19 protein-coding genes, 1 pseudogene and 2 riboswitches are annotated in these 19,220 nt (G+C 33.5%); of the genes and pseudogenes, 11 read left to right on the forward strand and 9 right to left on the reverse strand.

Features of this window, described 5'->3' with window-relative positions; genetic code table 11:
* Positions 1–5: 5 nt before the first annotated feature.
* The 11 genes from ACOQFO_RS03525 to ACOQFO_RS03575 all read left to right on the forward strand — a co-directional run bounded on the left by ACOQFO_RS03525 (position 6) and on the right by ACOQFO_RS03575 (position 11,109).
* On the forward strand, positions 6–1,100 hold the full coding sequence (locus ACOQFO_RS03525; RefSeq protein ID WP_421688323.1) for a PrpF domain-containing protein: 1,095 nt from the start codon (positions 6–8) through the stop codon (positions 1,098–1,100).
* Positions 1,100–3,634: an aconitate hydratase AcnA gene (gene acnA / locus ACOQFO_RS03530; protein ID WP_421688324.1), complete on the forward strand. Its 2,535-nt coding sequence runs from the start codon at positions 1,100–1,102 to the stop codon at positions 3,632–3,634. Before ACOQFO_RS03525 ends, acnA begins: the two co-directional genes overlap by 1 nt.
* Positions 3,635–3,993: 359 nt before the next feature.
* A complete protein-coding gene (locus ACOQFO_RS03535) occupies positions 3,994–4,800 on the forward strand; it encodes a LytTR family transcriptional regulator DNA-binding domain-containing protein (protein WP_421688325.1) in 807 nt (268 codons plus the stop codon).
* Positions 4,801–5,149: 349 nt separating this feature from the next.
* Positions 5,150–5,500 carry a hypothetical protein gene (locus tag ACOQFO_RS03540; protein ID WP_421688326.1) on the forward strand — a complete coding sequence of 117 codons (351 nt, stop codon included), beginning with the start codon at positions 5,150–5,152 and terminating at the stop codon, positions 5,498–5,500.
* Between the two features lie 351 nt (positions 5,501–5,851).
* The gene (locus ACOQFO_RS03545; RefSeq protein WP_421688327.1) at positions 5,852–6,040 is read left to right on the forward strand and encodes an aspartyl-phosphate phosphatase Spo0E family protein; all 189 of its coding nucleotides are present in this window, start codon (positions 5,852–5,854) and stop codon (positions 6,038–6,040) included.
* 162 nt (positions 6,041–6,202) lie between these two features.
* Positions 6,203–7,087, forward strand: a complete 885-nt coding sequence (pdxS, locus tag ACOQFO_RS03550; protein WP_421688328.1) for a pyridoxal 5'-phosphate synthase lyase subunit PdxS — start codon at positions 6,203–6,205, stop codon at positions 7,085–7,087.
* A 1-nt stretch (position 7,088) separates the two neighbouring features.
* Positions 7,089–7,694, forward strand: a complete 606-nt coding sequence (gene pdxT / locus ACOQFO_RS03555; protein WP_421688329.1) for a pyridoxal 5'-phosphate synthase glutaminase subunit PdxT — start codon at positions 7,089–7,091, stop codon at positions 7,692–7,694.
* Positions 7,695–7,768: 74 nt separating this feature from the next.
* Positions 7,769–7,866: riboswitch (TPP riboswitch) on the forward strand.
* A 58-nt stretch (positions 7,867–7,924) separates the two neighbouring features.
* Positions 7,925–8,023, forward strand: a riboswitch (TPP riboswitch).
* Between the two features lie 153 nt (positions 8,024–8,176).
* The gene (gene thiM / locus ACOQFO_RS03560) at positions 8,177–8,920 is read left to right on the forward strand and encodes a hydroxyethylthiazole kinase (RefSeq protein ID WP_421688330.1); all 744 of its coding nucleotides are present in this window, start codon (positions 8,177–8,179) and stop codon (positions 8,918–8,920) included.
* Positions 8,917–9,732 carry a bifunctional hydroxymethylpyrimidine kinase/phosphomethylpyrimidine kinase gene (gene thiD, locus ACOQFO_RS03565; RefSeq protein ID WP_421688331.1) on the forward strand — a complete coding sequence of 272 codons (816 nt, stop codon included), beginning with the start codon at positions 8,917–8,919 and terminating at the stop codon, positions 9,730–9,732. Before thiM ends, thiD begins: the two co-directional genes overlap by 4 nt.
* A complete protein-coding gene (gene thiE, locus ACOQFO_RS03570) occupies positions 9,722–10,345 on the forward strand; it encodes a thiamine phosphate synthase (RefSeq protein WP_421688332.1) in 624 nt (207 codons plus the stop codon). Before thiD ends, thiE begins: the two co-directional genes overlap by 11 nt.
* Before the next feature lie 2 nt (positions 10,346–10,347).
* Positions 10,348–11,109, forward strand: coding sequence for a 3-oxoacyl-ACP reductase (locus ACOQFO_RS03575; protein ID WP_421688333.1), 762 nt, complete (start codon positions 10,348–10,350; stop codon positions 11,107–11,109).
* Between the two features lie 148 nt (positions 11,110–11,257).
* On the opposite strand, the gene ACOQFO_RS03580 is transcribed toward ACOQFO_RS03575, so the two are convergent.
* The 9 genes and pseudogenes from ACOQFO_RS03580 to ACOQFO_RS03620 form a co-directional block, all read right to left on the reverse strand.
* Positions 11,258–11,725 (reverse strand): DUF523 domain-containing protein, encoded by a 468-nt coding sequence (locus ACOQFO_RS03580; RefSeq protein WP_421688334.1) that lies wholly within the window; start codon positions 11,723–11,725, stop codon positions 11,258–11,260.
* A 151-nt stretch (positions 11,726–11,876) separates the two neighbouring features.
* Entirely contained in the window at positions 11,877–12,323 is a 447-nt protein-coding gene (locus tag ACOQFO_RS03585) for an MFS transporter (RefSeq protein WP_421688342.1), read from the reverse strand.
* Positions 12,311–13,042: an MFS transporter gene (locus ACOQFO_RS03590; protein WP_421688343.1), complete on the reverse strand. Its 732-nt coding sequence runs from the start codon at positions 13,040–13,042 to the stop codon at positions 12,311–12,313. Before ACOQFO_RS03590 ends, ACOQFO_RS03585 begins: the two co-directional genes overlap by 13 nt.
* Positions 13,043–13,322: 280 nt before the next feature.
* Positions 13,323–13,505 (reverse strand): annotated as a pseudogene (locus ACOQFO_RS03595) (hypothetical protein); the annotation flags it as partial.
* A 68-nt stretch (positions 13,506–13,573) separates the two neighbouring features.
* Positions 13,574–15,430 (reverse strand): hypothetical protein, encoded by a 1,857-nt coding sequence (locus tag ACOQFO_RS03600; RefSeq protein ID WP_421688335.1) that lies wholly within the window; start codon positions 15,428–15,430, stop codon positions 13,574–13,576.
* A gap of 167 nt (positions 15,431–15,597) precedes the next feature.
* Positions 15,598–16,998 (reverse strand): reverse transcriptase domain-containing protein, encoded by a 1,401-nt coding sequence (locus ACOQFO_RS03605; RefSeq protein ID WP_421688336.1) that lies wholly within the window; start codon positions 16,996–16,998, stop codon positions 15,598–15,600.
* A gap of 323 nt (positions 16,999–17,321) precedes the next feature.
* Complete coding sequence (locus ACOQFO_RS03610; RefSeq protein WP_421688337.1) at positions 17,322–17,588, reverse strand: hypothetical protein; 267 nt, start codon at positions 17,586–17,588, stop codon at positions 17,322–17,324.
* Positions 17,589–17,749: 161 nt separating this feature from the next.
* Entirely contained in the window at positions 17,750–17,962 is a 213-nt protein-coding gene (locus tag ACOQFO_RS03615) for a hypothetical protein (protein ID WP_421688338.1), read from the reverse strand.
* A 349-nt stretch (positions 17,963–18,311) separates the two neighbouring features.
* Positions 18,312–18,806: a hypothetical protein gene (locus ACOQFO_RS03620; protein ID WP_421688339.1), complete on the reverse strand. Its 495-nt coding sequence runs from the start codon at positions 18,804–18,806 to the stop codon at positions 18,312–18,314.
* Positions 18,807–19,220 lie beyond the last annotated feature (414 nt).

Consider the following 19,220-nt stretch of genomic DNA (forward strand, 5'->3'; position numbering starts at 1 on the left):
AAACAATGAATCAAACCTCAATTCCATGCAAAATTTACCGGGGTGGTACAAGTCGAGGCATTTTCTTTAATGAGAAGGATTTAGCTTTATTTACTAAAGAACAAATTGATGAAATTGTGAAGTTTTCGATTGATGCGCAAAATCCTTCACAAGTGGACGGATTAGGTGGTGCTTCCTCACATACGAGTAAAGTAATTGTAGTGCATGACGATATTCCAGAAAATCATCATATAAGCTACACATTCTATCAAGTTGGAATTGGAACGAATATTGTAAACAGAAATGGTACATGTGGAAACTTAATGGCAAGCGTTGGTCTATATGCTGAAGAGGAAGGGTATGTACAAAAAGAAGCACAGACAACAGTTAAAGCCTTTAATAAAAATATCAATAAAACGGTAGAAATAACGATCGATTATTCAAATGCAGATTATAAAATTTCGGGCATTCATTTCCCTGCTGAAAAGTTAACGATTCGTATTATGGATCCCGGAGGCAGTGTCACAGGAAAAACGCTTCCTTTAGGTAGCACAACATCTATTGAAGTAAATGGTGAAGAAGTAGAGGTTTCATTTATTGACATAATCAACCCTTTTGTATTTCTTGAAGCGAATACAAATACCGGCTCCCTAAACTATTTAGATACGATTCGAACAATGCTTTCAGTAGAAGCTGACATTGCCCCTTCCATTAGTGAAGCCGTTTCAATTGCGTCTATACCGAAAATCGCAATTGTTGAAAAACCTAAAGACTATATAACACATGCAGATACAAAAGTTAGTGCTAATGATTATGATATTTTTTCAACTATGGTATCCATGAATAACTTCCATAAAAGTTATGCAGGCAGTGGTTTATACAATTTAGCAGCTTCTATTTTACTTGAAGGAACAATTCCCAATCGAATAGTATCTCCAAAAAATTTAGATCAAGAGTTTCATACAATTAAAATTGGACACCCTGCAGGCATTTCAACTGTAAATGTACAACTGAATCGTGAAACTGGTGATATTCGATCAGTTGGTCTTGACCGAAATGCGAGAAAAATTATGGATGGAGAAATTTACATTCCAAATTCAATTTTGGAGGGTACAGTCTAATGAACAATCTATTGTCTACTCAAAATGATTTAACAAATCTAGTTGAATCTCACGGTATTACAATTCATTCTCTTCCATACTCAATACGAATGTTAATTGAAAATATTGATAGAAATCGTTCTCATCAGGCGGTTGAGGAACATCAGATTTCGGCACTTATCAATTGGCAAGAAACACAGCATAAACAAATTGAAACACCATTTTTCCCAAAAAGGATTGTATTGCAGGACTATACCGGCATACCATTACTTGTTGATTTAGCTACATATAAATCATCGAAACAGCTTGAGCAAATTGAACCAGCTGTCCCAGTCGATTTAGTCATCGATCATTCATTAAATATTCAATTTACCGGTTCGTCGAATGCATTCGAACAAAATCTCGCTTTAGAATACGAGCAAAATGCAGAGCGCTATTCTTTCATTAAATGGGCTCAGCAAGGTATTAAAAAATTACGTGTTGTCCCCCCTTCTAACGGGATTGTGCATCAAATAAACCTAGAATATTTTACGGATTTAATCTCGATTGATAATGATGTCATTATGACGGATTCTGTTATTGGAACTGATTCACATACACCAATGGTTAATGGGGTAGGTATTTTAGGTTGGGGTGTTGGCGGAATTGAGGCGGAAAGCGTCATGCTTGGTAACCCAATTTACTTCAAAATCCCGAAAGTAATCGGTGTTGAACTAAAGGGGAGTTTACCTGAAACTTCAAACGCAACAGATTTAGCTCTTTATATAACACATTTCTTACGTCAGGAAAAAGAAGTCGTAGGGAATTTCGTTGAATTTTTTGGTGAGGGTTTAGATAGTTTATCTGTAGCAGACCGCGCAACTATTTCTAATATGGCTCCCGAATATGGCGCACAATTAAGTTATTTTCCAATAGATGAAAAAACGTATCAATATTTAATCGATACGAATCGTACAGAGAAAATACGACTTGCAAAGCAATATTTTGATAGCCAATGCTTAAGCTACAATCCTTCCACAATTCCAAACTATTCAATTCATCTAACATTAGATTTGAATAACGTCTCAACCGTTATTGCTGGTCCAAATCGCCCAGAAATTAAACAATCACTAAACTCATTACCAGAGGCATTTGAAAAATACTGTATCGATCAGCAAGGAATTAAAGAAGAAGATATTCAACATCATGGAAAAATTGCATTAGCTTCCATTACGAGCTGTACAAATACTTCAAATCCACAGCTAATGATTGCTGCTGGACTTGTTGCAAAAAAAGCAAATGAATTAGGTTTAAAAGTACCTAGCTTTACGAAAACATCTTTCACACCAGGTTCTAAAGTTGTGACGAAGTACTTAGCTTCTAGTGGACTATTAAATGAATTAGAGAAACTTGGCTATTATATTGATGGTTACGGCTGTGCAAGCTGCTGTGGGAACAGTGGGAATTTACAACCTCAAATGATGAAAGAAATAGAACAAGATAGACTCGTAGCAGCTTCAATTTTAAGCGGTAATCGAAATTTTGAAGCAAGGGTACAACAATTAATTAAAGCGAACTTTTTAGCTTCCCCTCCCCTTGTCATAGCTTATTCACTTGCTGGTACAGTTCAAATAAATCTGGATGAAGAATCAATTCAAGTAACACCTAATGGAAAGCCTGTTTATTTAAAGGATATTTGGCCATCTAAAGAAGATATTCAGCAAATAATCGATGAATTTGTTGCGGCTTCATTATTTGAAGAAAATTATAAAACTATTTTCCAAAATAAACGTTGGGAGGCAATTCCATCACAGCAATCAATACATTTCAATTGGGATGAACAATCGACGTATATACAGCCATCACCATTTTTCTCAAGAGAAAAATCGCAAACTTTGCAAGGTTTAATGCCATTGCTCGTTTTAGGAGATTCAATTACAACGGATCATATATCACCTGCTGGTTCAATTAGATTACATTCACCAGCTGGACAATATTTAGTTGAAAAAGGTGTAGATCCAAAAGATTTTAATTCCTACGGTACACGTAGAGGCAATCATGAAGTGATGGTACGTGGAACTTTCCAAAATGTTCGTTTAAAAAACAAATTAATCTCACCTAAGGAAGGCGGTTTTACAAAACACATTCCATCTGGTGAAACTATGTCTATCTATGAGGCTTCTGTTAAATATGCGGAAACAGATACACCACTTTGTATTTTTGCTGGTGAACTTTATGGGAATGGAAGCTCTCGAGATTGGGCGGCGAAAGGTCCCCTTCTTTTAGGAGTAAAAACGATTTTTGCCAAGAGCTTTGAGCGTATTCATCGAAATAATTTAATCGGTGTTGGCATACTACCTTTACAATTTAAACATGGTGAAGATTACGAATCATTACAATTAGATCGATTTACAAACTTCTCAGTTGAACTACCAGAAACATTAACACCTGGACAATTGATTACAGTACGTTGCTCTAGTGATGTGGAGACAATTTCATTCGAAGTCATTTTACGTTTAGACACACAATTTGAAATTGATTTATATCGAAAAGGTGGAATTTTTGTAGGGCTTTGATTGGGTATGTTTGCTTTAATGAATTTTGGAATGTCTTAGTGGGTACAGTAGGGCCAAAATCCTTTATTTACAAAGGGTTTTGGCGTTTTTACATTTCTGTAATCCGTACCTTTTTGATTTATAGCTTTACAGCAGATTTTCGTAGTGTTGTAACAATTTATCACACTAATATGATATTAGGTATTTTTATCGATTTATTTCATCCATTTTTTAACATTTTTATAATTCACTTTCTCTATTTTTCCTGTAAAACTCTTTGTAATCTTACTATTTAATCAGATTTCTTATAAAATATAAAGAATATATAATTTTTTAGATTGTACGTGACTTTTAGTTTCAAAGTATTGGGGTGATTTTATATGAGTGATTTCAGATATGTTAGACAATTACACGCTCATCAAACTGGTATGGTATTTAAGTTTATCAAAAAAGATAATGTTTTTATCCATACTATGATTGAAGGAGATTTACTTTATCAGCTTGGTTTTACACCTGAGGATATTATCGGTAAAACCTTACATGACTTCGCACCAGAAGACTATGCCAATAGAAAACTTCAATACTACTTAGAAGCTTGGGAAGGTAATATAGTACAATATGAATCAGTAGTTAACGGAATTTATTACGTTGCAACGTTACGACCAGTATTTAAAAATGATGAGGTTGTTGAGGTGGTATGTTCGTGTGTTAACTTAACAAATCAATTAAAAAAATCACTATCCCCAGAAGACTACCAAAATCAAACATTATCGAAAGAAATAAGTGAAAATATATTGTATGATGCGTTACATAGAACTACCCATATGATTAATAAATCCATGAATCAATCGAATATTCCTGTTAAAAGGAATTTAACGATTAAAAATAATTGCTATATTATTTTCGTTCCTTTAACTGAGATCGTATTCATAGAGAGATTGAATAGAAAATCCGTCATTCATACTATTAATAAGCAATATGAAACCTATGAATCCCTTTTTGACCTAAGTCAACAACTAGATAAGAACTTTTGTAGATGTCACAAATCATACTTAGTAAATGTTGATTATTTAGAGATTATTGAACAGATAGGTCAAAAATATATTGGACATTTCAGAGATTACGAGAAAACAGTAAAAATATCCGGGAATATGTTACTAGAATTAAAAAAGTATAAATCCTACTAAATAAAACTCAGCATAAGCGTCTGAGTTTTTTATATTTCTAATAATAATTTACTATAAAAAAATTATTAAATTTTTGTTTCAAATTATTTATTTTTCGATTCAAAATATTGATTGATGTGATTAAAATACCAATTTTTATGTTTGAAAGCAATTAGACAACCAACCAAATAACCATTATGATACATCTTGTTATTAGAAAGTTGCACTGGAGTAACACTTCATCTTTTAGTCCATAGAGCATAGGACTAACTAAATGGCATACCACTAATCTCCCACTTTTTTTAACAAGTCTAAAATTATGAAAAGGATTTAACATGGAAAAACAATGAAGATAAATAGAGTTTTACACATGCTAGAAACAAATATCAAAAATGGAGACTTTGTACAAGCGAGAAGAATTATTGAACTAAATATGAATCAATTTACTACTCCTGAAATTTGTAAACAATTAAGTATGGAAGCCATGACGCTTTTAAATATGGTTATTCAGTTTAATGATAGTATTAAAGATGATGCTATTTATTCTAGAAAAACACAGCATATTATTGGATATATTAATAATCTTGCACGCAAAGGAAAATTAGCATCTCTTAAACGCTATGCTTTATTACATAATGATTTGCTTTCCAATCCCCAAATATATAATTTACTAGATTCAGATGCAAAATTATTCATTGCCCCATCCAATAAAATAGATTAAACAATCAAATCGTTCTTCCTTTTCAGTAAAATACCGGAAAGGAAGAACTTATAATGCATTTATTTCATTATAGTTTAAAAATGGCTGTCCAAAAAATGAGCTTCAGCAGCCCCTATCTGAAAAAGTCATTCCTAATTGCAAGTTCGCTATTACTACCTTCTACTCCTTTAGATAATCCCCTAACGCGCCAGAAAACAAAGTAAACTATTGCAAAAATTTGTATTTGTACTTACCGCCACTCTCTGTATCAAATTTACTCGTTGCTCTTTTGAGTGATCTTCGTTTGTAAATTATTGTCATATTAAAAATTTCATTGTAGAAACTATATCGAATATTAGTAGGAGTTAAATTATGAATACAATAATGTTGCCTCATGATGAGGTGCAATTAAAAATTGAAGAAATAAGATACCAAATGATTCATACAGGACAATTAAAGGGGCTAGCTCATCCCGATACGATTAAATTAAGCCAGGAGTTAGATCTTTTAATGAATGAATATCAAAAAATACAAAAGGAAATGGCTATTTTAATGGAGTGAATGTAGATTACATCATAATAACTACACTTTTTGTAGTTCAAAATATTAGAATTTTTATAGTGTCTCCTCCAACTGACCTTATTAATTATTAGAAAATTGACTCTTTTTATGTTGCCAAACTTTATTATACTAATAATCATTACAGGAATGGAGGTAATTTTTATGGTACAAGTTGGAACTGATAGAGTTAAACGTGGAATGGCAGAAATGCAAAAAGGCGGCGTTATTATGGATGTTATTAACGCTGAACAAGCAAAAATAGCTGAGGCAGCAGGAGCAGTAGCGGTAATGGCACTAGAACGGGTGCCATCAGATATTCGAAAAGCTGGCGGTGTTGCTCGTATGGCTGATCCTCGAATTGTGGAAGAAGTTATGAATGCTGTCACGATACCAGTTATGGCAAAAGCGCGTATTGGTCATATTGTTGAAGCACGTGTATTAGAGTCAATGGGTGTTGACTATATCGATGAAAGTGAAGTTTTAACACCAGCTGATGAAGAATTCCATCTACTTAAGAGTGATTATACAGTGCCATTTGTTTGTGGTTGCCGTGACTTAGGAGAAGCTGCACGTCGTATTGGTGAAGGAGCTTCTATGCTTCGTACAAAAGGTGAACCTGGTACAGGTAACATTGTAGAAGCAGTTCGTCATATTCGTAAAGTAAACGCACAAGTACGTCGTGTGGTTGGTATGAGTACGGATGAATTAATGACAGAAGCAAAAACTTTAGGTGCACCATTTGAATTGCTATTGGAAATTAAACGTCTAGGTCGTTTACCAGTTGTGAACTTTGCTGCTGGTGGAGTTGCAACACCTGCAGATGCAGCGTTAATGATGGAACTAGGAGCAGATGGTGTGTTTGTTGGTTCTGGAATATTTAAATCAGAAAATCCTGAGAAATTTGCCCGCGCAATTGTTGAAGCAACAACACATTACAAAGACTATAAACTTATTGCAGAAATTTCGAAGGAACTTGGAACTCCGATGAAGGGTATTGACATTGCTACTCTAGATGCAAATGAACGTATGCAGGAGCGTGGCTGGTAGTATGACAAAAATAGGGGTTCTTGCATTGCAAGGTGCAATAAGAGAACATATACACCAAATTGAATCTCTTGGTTGTAAAGCTGTTGCTGTAAAGACAGTTGAAGATTTGAATGGTCTTGACGGTCTTATTTTGCCTGGCGGTGAAAGTACAACAATGCGTAAACTATTAGATCGCTATGACTTATTAGAGCCAATACAGGCATTGGCACAGCAAGGAATTCCGATGTTTGGGACATGCGCTGGACTTATATTGTTGGCAAAAAAGATTACGGGTTACGAAACTCCTCATCTCGGCTTAATGGATGTAGAGGTAGAAAGAAATTCTTTTGGTAGACAAGTAGATAGTTTTGAAGTGGAGTTATCCATTCCTTCAATTGGTGACGATATTCCAGCAGTTTTTATTCGGGCACCTCATATTGTGTCCATCGGTGATCATGTAGAAATACTAGCTACATATGAAGATCGTATTGTTCTTGCAAAAGATGGTCAATTTTTAGGTTGCTCTTTTCATCCCGAGTTAACTGAAGATGTAAGAGTGCTTCAGTATTTTATTGACATGGTAAATGAATTTACAAAGACCTCAAAAGCAAAAACGAATAGCATTTAGTACATATAGTTAAATTTGAGTTTACTATGAAACTTGTTAAAATCTTCCCACTTTGATAGAATCAAGCTAATTAAATGCATTTGCAGGGGGACACATTTGTGTTGAGAAGGTAAAACCTGACCCTTTGAACCTGACCGTTAATACGGACGTAGGGAGCAAAGTACGATATTTATTTTTCTGTACTTACTATGGCTCCGCGTAACTTACGTGGAGCTTTTCTTATGCAAATACTTTAATTGCGGGGGGACACATTCGTGTTGAGAAGGTTAAAACCTGACCCTTTGAACCTGACAGTTAACACTGACGTAGGGAGCAATTATAGGTGTAGTATACACTTTTTTGGCGTCTCTATATTTTTTAGAGACGCTTTTTTGCACTTACGTCCATCAAGTAGGGAGGAAGACGTATGGAATTTTGTGAAAAAGTGAGAAAACAGACGGATCGTTACGAAAAGTCAAGTTGGATACAGGAGGTGTATATCATTGAGCTTACGAAAAATTAATGAAAAAAAGCCACTCGTACATTGCATTACAAACTATGTCGTTTCGAATATGATGGCAAATGGCTTACTCGCAATAGGTGCTTCCCCTGTAATGGCTGATGCCATTGAGGAAGTTAAAGAAATGGCAAGTATTGCTGATTCATTGTTACTCAATATTGGCACACTCAATGAACGAACAATCGCTTCCATGCTAGCAGCTGGCCAAAGTGCAAATGAGCATCATGTGCCGATTGTTTTAGATCCAGTTGGTGCAGGGGCGACTGAATTTCGTACTCGTACAACGCTTGCGTTATTAGAACAGTTAAAAGTGAGCTTAATTCGCTGTAATATAGGAGAACTTGCAGCCATTGCCGGCGTCAATTGGCAGTCAAAAGGTGTGGATAGTGGCTCAGGTGAACTCGATGTTGTACAAACTGCCAAAACAATTGCAGGTAAATATAATTGCTTGGTCATTGTCACAGGAGAAACAGATGTTTTAACAGACGGTGGTTCAGTAGAACTGATCGCGGGCGGTCATGAAAAGATCACGAAAGTGACAGGTAGTGGCTGTTTATTGAGTGCGATATGTGCAGCCATGCTTGCAAGTAGTAATGAGCTGTTCGCAGATTTAGCAAATTTACTACGTGAATATAAACAAGTAAGTGAATTGGCGTATGGTCCGATTGGAACATTGCATGAAAATTTACTCAATCATTTAGAAAGATTCGCGGAGGGAACAAAATGATTGCATGTACAATAGCAGGTTCTGACAGTGGTGGTGGAGCTGGTATTCAAGCAGATTTGAAAACATTCCAGGAATTAGGGGTATTTGGCACATCGGTCATTACGGCTTTAACTGCACAAAATACAACAGGTGTACATGGAATTTTTCCAATAACTGCATCGTTTGTACAAGCACAACTAAAGGCTGTACTCGAAGATTTTGATGTAAAAGCAATTAAAACTGGTATGTTATTTGATGCATCAATTATTGAAGGCGTAGTGGCATTGCTAAAAGAGCAGCAAATTCCGTTAATAGTGGACCCTGTCATGATTGCAAAAGGCGGCGCTAGCTTACTAGAACAGCAAGCTGTTCGGGCAATGAAGGAACAGCTATTGCCAATTGCAACAGTTTGTACCCCCAATATTCCTGAAGCAGAAGTATTAACAGGACGGACGATTCAAACGAAGCAAGATATTGATCAGGCCGCAAATGATTTATTAGCATTAGGTGTACAATGTGTTGTCTTAAAAGGTGGGCATCTAGACGGAGCATTAGCGACAGATTCGGTGTATTGGAACGGTGGGCATTTTACGATGACAACACCACGTGTACAAACAAAAGATACTCATGGCTCTGGCTGTACATTCTCAGCAGCACTTACTGCAAAGTTAGCGAAAGGTTTATCAATGAAAGAAGCCATGATTGAGGCGAAGAAATTTATACATTTGGCCATTTCCACCCCTTTATCGATTGGTCATGGTCATGGTCCTACCAACCATTTTGCGTACAAGCTTGAAGAAGGAAAATGCGAGGTACTGATTCATGAATCGTAATCTGTTGGATGTTTATTTTATTATGGGAACACAAAATAGCAAGAAGCCTCTTGAAACACTTGAAAAGGCATTGCAAGCAGGTATTTCTTGTTTCCAATTCCGTGAAAAAGGAGCAGGTTGTTTAACTGGTGCAGCTTATGAAGAATTTGCCTTGGCCTGTCAAAAACTTTGCAATGCGTATAATGTACCGTTCATTGTGAATGATGACGTCGAATTGGCAATAAAAATCGGAGCGGATGGGATTCATGTCGGGCAAGATGATGTGCCAATCACAGAATTTAAAACACTCGCTACCGATAAAATTGTAGGTGTTTCTGTACACAATGAACAGGAATTAGATCAAGCTATTCGGAGCGGAGCCAATTATGTAGGTATTGGACCAATTTATCCAACGAAATCAAAGCATGATGCGAAACCACCTGCAGGACTTGATTTTTTACGTGTGGCGAGAATGAAGTATCCTGACTTTCCGATTGTTGGGATTGGTGGCATTAATGAATTTAATGCATTAGACGTTCGTTTAAGTGGAGCGGATGGTGTTGCTGTTATTTCAGTCATTTGTGAAAGTTCAGATATACAAACAACTATACAAAAATTAAGTAAGGGGAAATGATGATGGAACTACATGAACAAACTGTTTTAGTTACGGGTGCTAGTAGAGGACTTGGAGAAGAACTAGTTAGAGCATTTGTCAAAGAAGGGGCAAATGTCGTACTGAATTATTATAAAAGTGAGGAAAAAGCGCACCGTTTAGCACAAAGTTTAGGTTCCCAAGTGATCGCTTTACAAGCAGATATACGCAATGAACAAGAAGTGCAACGAATGGTCGAAACGGCAAAACAACATTTTCAAACGCCGATTACAACCATTGTCAATAATGCGTTGATTGATTTTGAATTTAATCCACTTACGCAAAAAAATGTGTTTGAGCTTCAATGGACCGATTACAATAAGCAATTGGAAGGAACGATTAAGGGTGCATTGAACAGTATTCAAGCATGTATTCAGGATATGAAGGAAATAGGATTTGGTCGTATTATCAATATTGGAACAAACTTATTTCAAAATCCAGTAGTAGCTTATCATGAATATACAACAGCTAAAGCAGCGTTGCTCGGATTTACACGTAACATGGCTAAAGAGTTAGGTGCGTATGGCATTACAGTCAATATGATGTCTGGTGGACTTTTAAAACAAACGGATGCGAGTAAAGCTACGACAGAAGAAGTATTTCAAATAATTGAAGCAACAACACCATTACAAAGAGTGACAACACCAAAAGAGCTAGCAGAAGTGGCTTTATTCTTTGCCTCTCCTTGTGGACGTGCCATCACTGGGCAAAATTTAGTCGTTGATGGTGGTCTAGTCATGGATTAGGAATGTATGTTTAACGTTGTAAATGCATTCAACAATCTGGCACTTCCTTGAATAAGAAAAGCTCTATATAAATAGGAAGACATCTACTTTTACAGTGGATGTCTTTTCTGTTACTGCTAGTTTAGATTCAAATATATTTACTGAATACTTATTGTATTTCATCTAAAAAATCCGTGAGATTTTCTTCGGAAATTACTTTTAAACCATTTCTTCTAAGTAAAGCTGTTGTAACACCAACACCAGGAATTTTATTTCCTTTAAACTCTCCATTATAAATCATAGAACTACCGCAAGATGGACTGTATTCTTTAAGAATAATAGCTGTTGCGCCCAATTCTTGAACCTTCTTTAATGTAAGGTATGCTCCTTTTACATATAAGTCAGTAACATCTCTACCAGACTTTTCAACAACTATTGCTTTACCATTTAATACATCCTCCCCATCCCCTCCAACGATCTCAGCAGGCTCTCTTGGTGTCGAAAAACCTCCAAGTAGTTCAGGGCAAACAGTATAAGCTTTTTCTTCTATTAATAATTTTTGTATTCTATCATCTAAACTATCTGAACCGTTATATCTAACTTTGAATCCCGCTAAACAAGAACTGACTAATATCATTTTCTCACCTCAACAACATTACTACTCATTTGAATTTTAACACTATCCCGAAACATCGAAGTAACTAATTAGGTAATAAATATATATTAAACTAGATATAGGGGCTTGTCCCATCCTCTACCAAAATCCATATCATAGATTACGGGAATGTTCATTTAGCTGTATTTTTGAGATGTGCATGTTTATAAACCTTTAAATAATTTGCAATAATTAATATACCTAACGTAATGAATATCAAAGTTATTCCTAATTCTGAGATATATTGCATCCCCCATATAAATAAACTTGACAACATTCCCCCAAAAGCCCCTATTAACCCTAAAATTGATAAATGTGTTCCCCTTGAATTTTCAGGAATTGAATTTGCTGTTATAGTTTGTAGAGTTGGCAAATAGATCAAGCCCCCTATTGCTATTAAAAACATTCCTAGTATTAATAGAATGGGATGAATAAAATAACTTAATAAAATATAGCCTAATGAGAAAAATAATAATCCCAGGATTAAACTAGTTTTGTCTGACATTCTCTTTGTCATTTTAAGGATAAGACCAGCTGCAATCGTAACTATAATTGTGTCTTCTAGGTTTAGATAACCAATATTTCATAACCAGATATATTAATATCATCAACTAGATATTTGGATACGATTCGAATGCTTAAATAATTTGGAAATTGTTCTTTTAGAATATTTAATAATAGTTCACCAATACAAAGAAAAACAAATGTCCAGGAAGCAAAGATACCAAATAAGTTAAATTTACTTCCCTGACCATTGTTATTATTTTCAATGGAAATGCTTGTTTCAGGGGTGTAAATTTCTTTAATAAAAAGATATGTACAAATAGAAGATATAAATGAAGTAATACCTACAGTGAGAAATAACCAAACAGAATAATCTTCAAAAAGGAATCCCCCTAAAAGACTTCCCATAGCAAAAGCTACGCTTGAACTCCACATAAAATAAGTATAAATTACTTTTCTATCACTCTCATTACTTACATCAATGATGATTGCAGAATAAGCTGGATTTGCAGCACTTTCAACAAAGTATATTAAACAAAAGGCTACTAATATAGGTATAGCATAAAAATAATGTAACGAATCAAAGTAACTAACGATTAAAAAGCCAATTCCAGAGATAATTTCGCTGATCACAATTATTTTTTTCCTACCGAAACGATCAGTAAACCTACCACCAATAAGATAGCCAATGATACTAATTATTCCGATTATAAAAATCATAGTTGTTGTTAATGAAAGTCCTATTTTTTCTGAAAAATAAACTACGGTGTAAGGCATTACCATTGTGCTTGTAATAAGAGTTAGAAACTAGAAAAATAATTAATACGTATCCAAAGTAAAGCAAAAGTGCCAAACCCTTATATATCAAGGGTTTTGACACACACTCAATGAAACTCTATGAAATTCATTTATGGAGACAGCGGGAGTCGAACCTACTTTTCCGATGAAGTCAATTATATCAAGAGTTTAAAGGGTTTTTCTAATTCTTTTTAAACCACTGACCACGATTTTGACTAGGTTTTTTAAAATTGCTTACGGAGACGATTATTTTTACAGATTAAGTTTAATATTTTTGCTACTTCCACCATTTTTGCAATTCCTTTTTGTTCAATTTCTTTGTTACATCATTTCTATATCCATAAGCATTATCGATAATTACAACTTTATTTTTTGCTCTAGTTAAAGCTACATAATGATTATTTAAGTTATTAACACTATCTAATGTATAATCTGCTGCCCTTATTATAACTTGCTCAAATTCTAAACCTTTCTAACGAATACTGTCATTATCTTATGTTTCTTATTACTATTGATAAATAGATTTTCTTAAACTAACAATGACTTTGTGTTAATAATTTTTTTGAAATCTATATCATCCATACTATCAAGGCCATTTAATCCTTTTAAATATTCTACATAACTTTCCTTTTTGATTTTTACTAAATCATGTACTGAATTGTTAGGTTGCAAAGTAATTGTGTATAATAAATCGTCTATTATTAATTTTAAATAAAATGCTATGACCCTATATACTTCATCCAAATATTCCTCTTCCATACTCGCTTGGTGAGCCAAAATATTACGAAGTCTATATGCCCTTAAAAAGTCCGAATGTACTTGATTATTTAGTTTTATTAAAAAATCATTTAACCATAATTTTTTACCACGCAAAGATACATATTTACTAATTAATCCTATATATCGCTGCTCGACAATTTTATTATCATAGACATCAATGACACATTGCTTATTTTTTGCCAACAATTCGATTAAGTAGTGCAACTTAATTTCATTATTTCGATTATCGATAGCATTATTTCCAAATTGCTTTTTGGTTTCTTCGATTAGAATTGTATTTTCTTCTTTATTTCCTTTTAAAATTTCTCTCATTCGATGTGCTATACTTTTCAAATAGAAATGACAGATATAAGGTGTGGCGTATTCTAAAATACTTCCTCTTTTATTAGAAGGATCCGTAACAAACAAGTATTCTAGCAAACTCCACATGGCAACTAATCCTGTTTCTCTTGGCGAATCTTGTATCACCCTACACCATTGTAATAATTGGTCTAGTCCCTGATATTTTTTATTCATTTTAGATTCTAGATTAATCTTTATGTATTTCTCATTATTGGATAATTGAATACCGTGTTGATAACTTTCAATATACGGCTTTGGATTAAACTGATTTCCTTTACAATCATATATTACAGCATCTGATAAATTACCCGGATCATATAGTTTATATTGTTTTTCTAATGTAAATAGTTTTGTTGTGGAAATTAATTCTTCACGAGCAGAATTTATTGCCGCTACTTCATCAGTAGCATCTATTATAATTCTAGCAATTTGTTTTTCTTCCTTAAAAAATTCATCAAGACCTTCCGAATACTGCTCTTCTAAAGAATACTTTTTTGCAAATTTTGTTCTTAACTCAATCACATTTTTATGAAAAGTAATACGCCCTTCTGCTTGCTCGAATAATGACCTATAACCATCAGGTAATTTTAATGAAATAAAACATTCAAAGTTTCTTTTATTTTTATTACCTAATTCCCCTATCCTTTCTAATCTTTTTAAAAAAGAAGGCTCTGAATCAGTAATAAATACCCCTCTTCCCCAGTTAAATAAATATTGTTTATGATGTCCTTCATAAATCAGTTCCCCTACCAACAACTCAAGTATTTCATCAACTTTATCAAAAGAAAGTTTTTCTTTGCTCATTTCAGTTACTGCATAATTAGCATAAATCCGTGGAATATCCGTATTTTCCAACTTATTAAATAATGCTGTTATCAATGTATAAAATAATTCTAATCGTTTATACTTATCCCATTCATTTTTTAATTCGCTAAATGATTGTTTATTAGTACAGAAAAGTTTAATCCTTTCTTCTAATAATTCAAAATCCGCAAAGAACGTTTGTTTTAATACTTTATTACTTTTGAGGACTTCTTGTAATTCCTCAAAAATTTCAAAAACATTATACTCCCTTAATACATTGCTTTTAAAATGAGAAATTACTTGAAGTGTTTCTTTTAAAACGGAGCGTAATGATGGTTTAACTAATTTACGATAATGGACCGGACCATTGTCTAATAATTCTCCCCATCTTTGGATAAAATATATTTGATGACTCATTAAAATTGGATTATATCCTTCACTTTTAAAATTGGTATACATGTTTTTCCCCTTATTATTAAATATGTTGCAAATAAATATTAAAAACTATATAATGAATGTATAAATTAATTACACTAGATACAGGGTTCGGAGATATTTTGCGATGATTTCTTCCAGAAATGCAAAATGGATCTGACCCTTTAATTATTTTTAACACCTTTATAATATTAGGACAGTCGTATATGTATCTTCCCCCAATGTCTCTTCACCTGCTTTTTAATAAGACTTTTAACTGGTAACTGACACATTTTCTTATGTGCTTTATACGCATAGGTAACAAAATTTCCTCGCTTTTTATATTCAAATCCAAGATGCGTATATAAATCATACAAAGACCTCTTTGGACCTGTTCGCTCTGTAGCAAATTCAATCCGTTTGACAGTATTGGCTTTTCGATATGCTCTTGTGTAAAAATTAAAAAGGCTCTTTTCTCTTAATTGAATCATTTCACCGTCGGTTACAAACCCTAAGTAATCTAATTTAGATGGTTGTAGTTGCTCATCTAGTATTTTGTCCCCGTTCCATAACCTAATTTCTGTTTTTTCAGGTTGTATTATTAATCCATCATTTTTGTATTTATCAATGATTTCAAATAATTCATTTCGAATAGTTGTGAATTCAGCTTCACTTTTATTTTCAAGTGGGATAATTACAATCAAGTCATCACAATATCTTCTATACATGGAATTAGCAGACTTTTCCTTGCACCACTCGCTAATTTCTTTGTCAAAATCAATTAATAGCACATTAGAGCAAACTGCACTCATACTTGAACCTTGTGGGATACCATAAGGACCTTGATTAGGATTTTTCTTTAAATGATTTTTCTTAAATTCTCTAAATTCAAATGGCTCCATAATACGACTAATTTGATGCGTTTTAATTTTTTTGTTTAATTTTCTCCCATACTTTTCTTCTAAAAATCTATCAATATCTTCTCTATTTACATATGTAAATTTAGTTAAATTTTTAAACACTTGATACCAATCTCGATTTAAAGTGTTTACTCTTAAAACTCTTTTAATGTTTTCTTTCAATGTAACATGCGAAATATTATCGAAGTACTTTGTAAAATCACTTGATATTACAACTGCTCTTTCGAATTTAAATAAATGATCAAACACCTCAAACGCAAAATCAATATTGTTTTGTCCAAATTTATTATTTCGATAAGCAATAACATTTTCATCTATTTGATTATTAGCGGCATAGATGTTATACGCGTTATTTAATAAATCACCATAATATTTATAAATATAGCCATCCTTATGAGCAGCATAAAATATTTTACGTACTTTAGGTTTTCCTCGCTCTTTTCTTTTAGTTACTTGTCCCTGATCATCGATTTCTTTAATAGTTACGTATCTTTTGAAATTCATTTCGAAGTGAATAAATGGTAAAAAAGCATATGAAGCTATCCAATCCTCATTCATGAGGTTAGCTTTCATATGCCCTATTTGTATTCGCTCATCAAAATGTAAATAACCTTTAGTTCTATACTTTTCCCAACTAATTTTAGAAGAGCTAGGGAGGTTATGTAATTGTTGTGGTCCATTACTCCGTTTCATAACAGAAAACCTCCTAGCCTAATTTGGTGTCATTCATCCAAAGATGAATGCTCTGCTGACCACGCGCGCCATATACTACAATATTGTTACTCTTAAAACTCTACACTATACTTACCTTATGGAGGTAATTACAATGCTGCTAAGTTTGTCTAGTAATCTAGAAGTTCAGCTTATGCTATTCTTAATAGAAGTTACTAGGTTGCTTGTTGAGGTTCTAAATATTTATAACCTTGACAAGCGTGAAACTTAACCCTTCTGCAACTATTTTCACAGAACAATTAAATTATCCCATTTTATACAATAAAAATCAAATTTTGCCTCTACTAATCTATTAAAAAAAACTCAAATTTCTCAACTACTATTTTTTTAGCAATCCCATAATCTCTCGTTCCATATTCACCAATCCTCTTCCTCAATACTCGATAAATCGCCTGATGAATATTTTTCGTTAACCAACCAATGTTATCAATCTCGTTATCTAGTTGGAAGTCATATCGTATAGATAGCTCTGTCCCTCTTTTATCTAATTTACTTTGGACAAAGAAATCTTCAATTTTAAGATTTAGCCATGTAATATACTCTTTTCGCAAACCTTGAGCCTTTAAATAGTCTTCGCCTTCTGAATAATACCCTTGAAGCTTTTCACCTAGCCTGAGCTTCTTTATTTTGAATAAGTGTTTGGGCTTCGTCCTCTGAAATCAGCCCATCCTGTTGTAATTTAATGATTCTTTGTTTTTCAGATTTTAAGTTTTCAAGCACTGCATCGTTTGCTGCTTTTTTTTGCCGCTAAATACCGTTCAAATCCATCTGAAGAGAATGAGTCTTCATCACCGATACCTTTAGAGGAATATTTAGAAACACTACCTAGCTGTTGTGGCACTAAAACTAAAATATCATCCTCAATAATATTTTTAGTTTTTTTCGTAGACGGTCTGGCCTCTACAAACCCTAACTCTTCTAACATATTGATTTGAAAACTAAGATTTTCTCGCTGTAATTTAATTACTTCTCAATAACGTGTACCGGGTGCACAAACAATTTAAGTAGCTAGTCATTCATAAAAGAATTTTTCTATGTGACCTTTACCATCAGATGAGGTGACCCTATATAATAGAAGAACTCAGAAATTACAACAAATAGGTTAGATATAAATGATATAACAACGCTCAAAATCGGCTAGTTATATCGTTTATATCACTAAAAAAACGGAAAGTAATACACGTATACTAACGCGGTTGTGGTGGAAGTGGATGCTTCTTATAAAACATAAAAAAATCCTAGTTCCAAAAATTTTTGGTCTAGGATTTTTTCCATTACTCTTTGTTTATCAATGTATCTATTATCACACTTGCTCTTGCAGCGCTTAATATTGTTTTTGTATCTTTAATCGAGATGACATAAGAACTATCCCCCCCAGATGGTGTATATTGGTATGTGCTTAAATTATTACCATGTTCTAAATTAAGCTTGTATCCATCTTCTAATTGGTAAATTATCAAGGTATATTTCAATTCTTTCTTTTCATAATAGTTAACTTCTGCTACCGGTTCTCCGGTCACTATCTTTTTGTCTTCCCCTTCTAAAATGTAAAAGGTTTCGTGAACATTTACCAAATCTGTAAAAGCAGGATCTGAATTTGAAAATGTTAAGAGTTCCTCATTTGTTTTGCTATCTTTAACCGTAATGGAATCAATATCTGGGCTAGTCTTCATAATATGTTCGAGCCCGTCAAGTTCTCTTTTCGAGAGCCAATTTAATATTAATACCCCTAAAATAACAATGATGATTAAGATTATCCTTTTTTTCACGAAATATCCCCCTAACATTTTTTATAAAATTTTTGATAAATAGGAAAATGTATGACGATTTTATAGTTCCAGTGTAATTATAAATCTATCAATTATTAAAAAAATGCTTTTCTGCATATTGCATAAGCTTATTAATATTCCAGTCCGATCGTAACATGTAATTTTTGATGCATTCAAGCATAATATCATTTCTTATTTTTTTTCGGTAAATAACATGCACCGGGTGCATAAATATTTCTGACAATTCACTACAATTTCAAAGGAAGAAGGGACAGGTTCATTGTCCGTTTATCGCAATTTTAAGAAAATTAGAATAGGTACCTGTCCTAAGCTATAGAAAAACCAAGGAAGACTAGTTTTTTTAGCATAAATCCATCATTCTAACCTATCATAAAATAAGAAAAGTAGATTTGT

The sequence above is a fragment of the Ureibacillus sp. MALMAid1270 genome (assembly GCF_049202975.1).
Taxonomy (GTDB): Bacteria; Bacillota; Bacilli; order Bacillales_A; family Planococcaceae; genus Ureibacillus.